The following is a 7,817-nucleotide window of genomic DNA, read 5'->3' as shown; positions in this document are numbered from 1 at the left end:
CGAGCAACCAGAAGCTGCTGGACAAGCCGGAGAACGTGCGGCTGTCGGTGGACGCCGAGGGGGCGTACTACTGGAACGATGCGCGGGTGGACGATGCCGTCTTCGAGCAGCGCCTGAACGACACGGCTGCGATGGAGCCGCAGCCGGAGCTGCACATCCGCGGGGACAAGGCGGTGCGCTACGAGCGCGTGGCCCAGGCCATGGCGGCCGCTCAGCGCGCCGGCGTGCGCAAGATCGGCTTCGTGATCGAACCGCCGGCCCGGCCCTGACGGGCGTGGGCGCTCAGGCAGCGGCCGCTGGCGTGCGGGGCCGGCCCGGTGCGGGTGGCGACGACGCGCTGCCGCCGCGCGCGAAGGTGACCACGTGGTCCACCTCGGCACGGATGCCGATCCATTCGCCCACCGCGTGGTTGTGGTGCGAGGGCACGTGGGTCATCAGCGTCTCGCCGCTGGCCAGACGCAGGGTGTAGAGGAATTCCGAGCCGCGGAAGGCCTTGCGCACGATCTGGGCCTTCACGGGCGCGAGGTCGTCGTGCACGATGTCGTCGGCGCGCAGCAGCACGTCGCACAGGCCGGCTTCGTAGGCGCTGGGCAGCGGACATTCGTCGACATCGACCAGCGCGCCCAGTGGCGTCTGCACCACCACGTCGCTGCCTTGCTGGCGGATCTGGGCCGGCGTGAACACGCCGTGGCCGATGAATTCGGCCACAAAACGCGTGGCCGGGCGGTGGTAGAGCGCGTAGGCGTCGTCCCACTGGTGCAGGTGGCCTTCGTGCATCACCCCGATCTGGTCGCCGATGGCAAAGGCTTCGAGCTGGTCGTGGGTGACGAACAGCGCCGTGGCCCCGGCGGCCTTGAGGATGCCACGCACCTCGTGCGCCAGCCGCTCGCGCAGATCCACGTCGAGGTTGGAGAACGGCTCGTCGAGCAGTAGCAGGCGCGGGTTGGGCGCCAGGGCGCGGGCCAGGGCCACGCGCTGCTGCTGGCCGCCCGACAGTTCGTGCGGGTAGCGCGTCTGCAGACCTTCCAGGCCCACCAGCCGCAGCACCTCGGCCACCCGGGCTTCGCGCGCCGCGCGCGGCTGCCTGCTGATGCCGAAAGCCACGTTGCGGCCCACGTCGAGGTGGGGAAACAGCGCGTAGTCCTGGAACACCATGCCGATGCGGCGCTGTTCGGCCGGCACGTGGTGCTGGCCGTCGCTGACGGTGTCGCCCTCCAGCACGATGGCCCCGCCGGTCGCGCGCTCCAGGCCGGCCACCGCGCGCAGCAGCGTGGTCTTGCCGCAGCCCGAAGGCCCGATCAGCACCCCGATGTCGCCCGCGCGCATGCCCAGGGACACGCCGTCCACGGCCGCCTTGGCCGAGCCGGGATACTGAACGCGGAGTTGGGCAACCTGCAGGAACATGGCAGCGATTGTAGATAACTACAATTCTCATTCATCGCGCGTGGTCGTTGGCTGGCCACCCCCTTTCCGGGCCGATCCGGGCCCGTCCCTTTTCCACACACCCATTCATGCCGCGCTGGCTCTCTGCTGTTCTGCTCGTGCTGCTGGCTCTGGCCCTGACGCTGCCGGTGCTGGCCCTGGGGGCTTCCTGGTTCCTCTTCGACGACACGGCGCTCGGCATCCTGCGCGAGATGGCGGCCACCGTGCTGCCCGAATACGTGCTCACCTCGCTGGTGCTGTGCGTGAGCGTGGCGCTGGGTGTGGCCGTGGTGGGCGTGGCCACCGCCAGTGCCGTGACCCTGTTCGATTTCCCGGGCCGCCGCGCGTTCGAATGGGCGCTGCTGCTGCCGCTGGCCATGCCGGCCTACGTGGTGGCCTATGCCTACACCGATTTCCTGCAGTTCAGCGGGCCGATGCAGGTGTGGCTGCGCGAGACCTTCGCGCTGCGCGGCCGCGTCTTCCCCGAAATCCGCAACACGCCCGGCGCGGTGTGGGTCTTCACCTTTTCGCTCTACCCGTATGTGTATCTGCTGGCGCGCACCGCGCTGGCCGAGCGTGGTGCCCAACTGATGGAGGCCGCGCGCCTGCTCGGGGCACCGCTGGCGCGCCGCATCCGCGAAGTGGCACTGCCCCTGGCGCGGCCCGCCGTGGCGGCCGGTGTGGCGCTGGCGCTCATGGAAACCCTGGCCGACTTTGGCGTGTCCAGCTACTTCGGCATCCAGACCTTCACCGCCGGGGTCTACAAGGCCTGGCTGGTGATGGACAACCGCATCGCCGCCGCCCAGCTGGCCACCTTGCTGCTGGTCACCGTGGGCGTCCTGCTCTGGCTGGAGCACCGCGCCCAGCACCGCATGCGCTTTGCCACATTGCGCGGCCAGCGCGCGGGCAGTGCCGAAGCGCAACCGGTTCGCCTCTCCGGTGCGCGCTCGGCCCTGGCCGTGGCCGTCTGCGTGCTGCCCGTCCTGGCCGGCTTCGTGCTGCCCGTGCTGTTCATGCTGCGGCCGCTGATCGGCGGCTGGGACGAACTGCCCTGGCACATGTTCGTGCAGTGGTCGAAAAACAGCATCTGGCTCGCGGGCCTGGCGGCGGTTCTGGCCACGGGGCTGGCGCTGTTGCTGGGTTTCGCCCAGCGCACGCAGGGGTCGACCCTGACGCGTTCGGTGGCCCAACTGGCCAGCCTGGGTTATGCCGTGCCGGGCGCCGTGGTGGTGGTGGGTTTGCTGCTGCCCGTCGGCTGGCTGCAGGCGGTGCGGCCCGAGACCAGCGTCGGCTACTGGGTGACCGCCACGGTGCTCGGCATCGTCTGGGCCTACCTGGTGCGCTTCACGGCCGTGGCCCTGCAGTCGGTGCAGAGTGGTTATGCGCGGGTGCCCGCCAGCCTGGACGACTCGGCCCGCATGCTGGGCACCACCGGTCTGGGGCTGGCCGCGCGCGTGCACTGGCCGCTGCTGCGCCGCTCCACCGCCGCGGCGCTGCTGCTGGTGTTCGTCGACGTGATGAAGGAGTTGCCGGCGACGCTGGTGCTGCGGCCCTTCAACAGCGACACGCTCGCCGTGGTGGCCTACCAGTTGGCCCGCGACGAACGCCTCGGCGAGGCGGCCTTGCCGGCGCTCACCCTGGTGCTGGTGGGGCTGGCGCCGGTGATGCTGCTTTCGCGGACGCTGCGCCAGAAGTGACCCGTCGCTGGTGAAGCCTGCTGCAAGTCGTGCAGCGGCTGGGTTTTGTTCGACGGGGCTTGATATCCGTCAAATGCGGTGAGCGGGCTGCTCAACCTTTCCGGTGTCTGGCCGATGCCTTGACAGGTATCCACTGGAGCGTTCATGCAGAGAAGCCGTGCACGGGTTGTCAATTGGCCCTTGTGGCGGCCGGCGTCGGCCATCATGCGACGCTGGCGTTTCCCCGGAAAAATGGCCTTGGTGTCGGCGGCGTTCGTGCTGCCCCTGGCCTGGTTGGTCGTCGGCTTCGTGCTGCCCCAGCGGGCGGCGCTGACGGCCGTGCAGCACGAGCGTCTGGGCGTGGCTTACGCTCAGGCGGTTTATCCTGGCCTGTCGGCTGCGGCGCAAGGCTCGCTGGCCCCGTCCGGGGAGTCCCGCCACGCGCTGGAGCAGGCCTGGGCCGCTCTGGAGCGCCTGCAGGCGGAACACGGGGCGGCGCTGGGCACGGCGGCGGCCTGGCAGCGTGTGGAAGCGGCTTATGGGGCGGCGCGCGCTGCCCCGCCCACGCAGCAGGCGCCCGCGCTGGCGGCGCTCACCCGCAGCCTGCTCGAATGGCAGGGCGTGGTGACAGACCGCTCGGGCCTGGCGCTCGACCCTGAACTGGCGTCGTACTACCTCATGAGCGCGGCCCTGCTGCGCACACCGGCCGTGATGGGCCATGTCGGCGAAGCGGGTGCCCTGGCTGTGCGCATCGCCGATGCCGGGGCGGCCGGTGCCGAACCCTGGTGGCGGCTGGCCGAACTTCGCGGGGCGCTGAGGGCCGGTCTCGACGAACTCGCGGCGGACCGCGCCAAAGTGCAGGCGGCCCCGGTGGCCGGCGCCGCTGCACCGGTTGCTGCCGAGGCTGCCCTGCGGGGCTGGGTCGACCGGGCGGGCGTCTGGCTTCGTGCCGAGGCCCCGGCGTCGCCGGCATCGGTGAAGGCCTGGGCCGACGAGGCGCCCGCGCACCTGGCGGGCCTGCAGCGCCAGGCGATGGCGCAGCTCACCACGCTCGACGGCCTGCTGGCGCAGCGTGAGCAGGGCCTGCGCCAGGGCCTGTGGCTGAACCTGGGCGCGGCGCTGGCCGGCGTCCTGCTGGCGCTGTTTCTCAGCATGGGTTTCTACCGCTCGATGTTCGGCGGGTTCAAAAGCCTGCGCCGCCACCTCATGGCCATCAGCATGGGCGATTTGCGCGGCGACATCCGCAGCCACGGCCGGGACGAGGTGGCCGATCTGCTGCGCGAAGTGGGCCACATGCAGGACGCCCTGCGGCAGACCGTGCAGCAGGTGCAGTCGGCCAGCGATTCGGTGGTGCACGCGAGCCAGGAGATCGCCAGCGGCACGCGCGACCTGGCCGCACGCACCGAAGCGGCTGCCGCCGCGCTGGAGGAGTCGTCGGCTGCGCTGGAGCAGACCACGTCCTCGGTCGACCACACCGCCAACAATGCCCGGCAGGCTTCGCACATCGCGGTGGACAACGCGCGGGTCGCCGAAGCCGGAGGCGTGGTGATGCAGGACGTGGTGCAGACCATGGGGCGCATCCATGCGTCGTCGCGCAAGATCCACGACATCATCGGCGTCATCGACGGCATCGCGTTCCAGACCAACATCCTCGCGCTCAACGCGGCGGTGGAGGCGGCCCGGGCCGGCGAGCAGGGCCGGGGCTTTGCGGTGGTGGCCGGTGAGGTGCGCAGCCTGGCGCAGCGCACGGCCGAGGCGGCGCACGAAATCAAGACCCTGATCGCCGCCAGCGTGAGCGATGTCGACAGCGGCATGCAGGTGGTGCGCAACGCTGGCGACACCATGCAGGCGATCGTGCTGCACGCCGACCAGGTGCGACAGCTGCTGGACGAAGTGGCTTCGGGGGCGCGGGAGCAGAGCATGGGCATCGGCCAGATCGGCCAGGCCGTGCAGGACCTGGACCGCAGCACGCAGGCCAACGCCGCGCTGGTCGAACAGACCGCCAAGGCGGCGTCGGTCCAGCGGTCGGCGGCGGTGCGCATGGCGGCGCATGTGGACGAATTCCGCCTGCCGGGCCAGACGGCGTCGACCCAGGTCGAGGGCATCGACGTCGACGCCATCATCGACGCGCACCGGCAGTGGAAGGTCAAGCTGCGCGACGCGATCGAAGGACACCAGAAAGTGGACACGGCCACGCTGTCGCGGGACGACTGCTGCGCCCTGGGGCGCTGGATCTACGGGGACGGGCAGCGCCTGGCCGCACGCCCCACGTTCACCGAACTCATCGAGCGGCACCGGCATTTCCACGCCGTGGCCGGTCAGGTGGGCGAACTGGTCAACCGGCGCAGCTACGGGGAAGCCCTGGCTTCGCTGGCGCCGGGCACGCCGTTCGCCCGTGCCACGGCCGACGTGGTGCTGGTGCTTTCGTCGGCCAAGCGGCTGGGGTTCTGAAACAGCAGGGCCGGGTTCAGAGCGCGGCCGCCAGCCGCACGCCTTCGTCGATGGCGCGCGTCGCGTCCAGCTCGCCCGCCGCGCGTGCGCCGCCGATGGCGGTGGCCGGCACACCGGCCACCTGCAGCGCCGCCAGCAAACGGTCCTCGGACTCCTGGCCGGCGCACACCACGACGTTGTCGACGGTGAGCACCCGGGGTTCGCCCGCCACCGTCAGGTGCACGCACAACGCCTGGCCCTGCGCCTCGATGCGCTCGTAGGCGACGCCGCCGAGCAGGTGCACGCCGCGCCGCTGCAGCAGCGCCCGGCGGATCCAGCCCGTGGTCTTGCCCAGCCGCTTGCCCAGCGCTTCGGCCTTGCGTTGCAGCAGCCAGACCTGCCGGGGCGGGCACGGCGGTGCCGGCGGGCGCAGGCCGCCCGGGCTGCCGACCTGGTAGTCGATGCCCCAGGTGGCGGCGAAATGTTCGCGCTCGTCGCGGGTGCCCAGGTCTTCGTGGGTCAGCAGTTCGGCCACGTCGAAGCCGATGCCGCCCGCGCCCACGATGGCCACCCGCTCGCCCAGCCGGACCTGGCCGGTGACCACCTCGGCGTAGCCCACGACGCCGGGCAGGTCGGCGCCAGGGACGGCCAGCGCGCGCGGCCGGATGCCGGTGGCCACGATCACGTGTTCAAAGCCGGCCTGGGCCAGGTGCACCGCGTCCACCCGCTGGCCCAGCTGCAGGTGCACACCGGCGCGCTGCAACTGCGTGCCGAAGTAGCGCACCGTGCCGGCGTATTCCTCCTTGCCCGGAATGCGCTGCGCGAGCTGGAACTGGCCGCCGATGGCCGGGGCGGCCTCGAACAGCGTCACGGCGTGGCCACGCTGCGCCGCCGCGACGGCGGCGGCCAGGCCGCCGGGGCCGGCACCCACCACCGCCAGCTTGCGCGGCTGCGTGGTGGGTTGGGGCATCAGCTCGGTTTCGCGGCAGGCCCGCGGGTTGACCATGCAACCCGTGATGCGGCCGGAGAACGCCGCGTCCAGGCAGCCCTGGTTGCAGGCGATGCAGACGTTGATCTCGTCCGCGCGGCCCGCGCGCGCCTTGTTGACGAAATCGGGATCGGCCAGCAGCGGCCGCGCCATGGAGATCAGGTCGGCGCCGCCGTCGGCCAGGATCGCTTCGGCCACCGCCGGGTCGTTGATGCGGTTGCTGGCCACCACGGGCAGGCGCAGTTCGCGTTTGAGTCGCGCCGTCACATCGCGAAAGGCCGCGCGCGGCACCAGCGTGGCGATGGTGGGCACGCGTGCTTCGTGCCAGCCGACGTAGGGGTTGATGAGCGAGGCGCCCGCCGCTTCCACGGCGCGCGCCAGCGCCACCACCTCGTCCCAGGTGCAGCCGCCTTCCACCAGGTCGAGCATGGACAGGCGGTAGATGATGAGAAAGCCTGGTCCGGTCGCGGCGCGGGTGCGGCGCACCGCCTCGATGGCGAAGCGCAGCCGGTTTTCGGTGCTGCCGCCCCAGGCGTCCTGCCGCTGGTTGGCGCGGGGCGTGGCGAACTGGTTGATCAGGTAGCCTTCGGCGCCCATGATTTCCACGCCGTCGTAGCCGACGGACTGCGCCAGGGTGGCCGCGTGGGCGTAGTCGTCCAGCGTGCGCTGGATGTCTTCTTCGCTCATGGCGCGTGGTGTGGCCGCCGCGATGGGCGATTTCAGCGCCGAGGGCGCCACGCCGTGGGGGTGGTTGGCGTAGCGCCCGGCATGCAGCAATTGCTGCGCGATCAGCGCGCCGTGGGCGTGCACGGCGTCGGTGATCGCGCGGTGGGGGGGGCGTCGGCGTCGGTCTGCAGGGTGCGCATGCCGGCGAACATGTTGCCTTCGGCGTTGGGAGAGAGCCCGCCGGTGACGATCAGCGCCACGCCACCGGCAGCGCGCTCGGCGTAGAAAGCGGCCATGCGCGCGATGCCGTCGGGCTGTTCCTCCAGCCCGGTGTGCATGGAGCCCATCATCACGCGGTTGCGCAGGGTGGTCACGCTGCCATCGGCGTGGCGGATGTCCAGGGGGGACAACAGGTGGGGGTGATCGGTCGTCATGCGCCGGATTCTTCCGGCCGGCAGCCCAGGCGGCTTGCGCTTTCTGGCTGATCTGGCCGGAGCGCCGTGCCGGGCACAAAAAAGCCGGAAGGCGGTGGCGCGTTCCGGCGATGGCTGTGGTCCCCCCGACAGGAATCGAACCTGTATCTAGCGCTTAGGAGGCACTCGTTCTATCCATTGAACTACGGGGAGACAGCCCGC

Annotated in this window: 4 protein-coding genes, 1 tRNA gene and 1 pseudogene; 3 read left to right on the top strand and 3 right to left on the bottom strand. The window is 71.3% G+C overall.

The annotated features are described in order from the left end of the window. On the top strand, positions 1–269 hold a 269-nt coding region (locus L0977_RS18100; RefSeq protein ID WP_234266252.1), incomplete at its 5' end, for an ExbD/TolR family protein. Positions 270–282: 13 nt separating this feature from the next. On the opposite strand, the gene L0977_RS18095 is transcribed toward L0977_RS18100, so the two are convergent. Beyond that, positions 283–1,404 carry an ABC transporter ATP-binding protein gene (locus L0977_RS18095; RefSeq protein WP_234266251.1) on the bottom strand — a complete coding sequence of 374 codons (1,122 nt, stop codon included), beginning with the start codon at positions 1,402–1,404 and terminating at the stop codon, positions 283–285. 107 nt (positions 1,405–1,511) lie between these two features. Here L0977_RS18095 and L0977_RS18090 point away from each other — a divergent pair, with 107 nt between their 5' ends. After that, the gene (locus tag L0977_RS18090) at positions 1,512–3,119 is read left to right on the top strand and encodes an ABC transporter permease (protein ID WP_234266250.1); all 1,608 of its coding nucleotides are present in this window, start codon (positions 1,512–1,514) and stop codon (positions 3,117–3,119) included. Positions 3,120–3,323: 204 nt separating this feature from the next. After that, positions 3,324–5,549 (top strand): methyl-accepting chemotaxis protein, encoded by a 2,226-nt coding sequence (locus L0977_RS18085; protein WP_234266249.1) that lies wholly within the window; start codon positions 3,324–3,326, stop codon positions 5,547–5,549. Between the two features lie 16 nt (positions 5,550–5,565). On the opposite strand, the pseudogene L0977_RS18080 reads toward L0977_RS18085, so the two are convergent. Both L0977_RS18080 and L0977_RS18075 read right to left on the bottom strand, forming a co-directional pair. Next, positions 5,566–7,616, bottom strand: a pseudogene (locus L0977_RS18080) (oxidoreductase). A 117-nt stretch (positions 7,617–7,733) separates the two neighbouring features. Continuing rightward, positions 7,734–7,808, bottom strand: a tRNA-Arg gene (locus L0977_RS18075). Positions 7,809–7,817 lie beyond the last annotated feature (9 nt).

It is taken from the genome of Hydrogenophaga sp. NFH-34 (assembly GCF_021401345.1).
Taxonomy (GTDB): Bacteria; Pseudomonadota; Gammaproteobacteria; order Burkholderiales; family Burkholderiaceae_C; genus Hydrogenophaga; species Hydrogenophaga electricum.
This window is presented reverse-complemented; position numbering and strand designations above follow the sequence as displayed.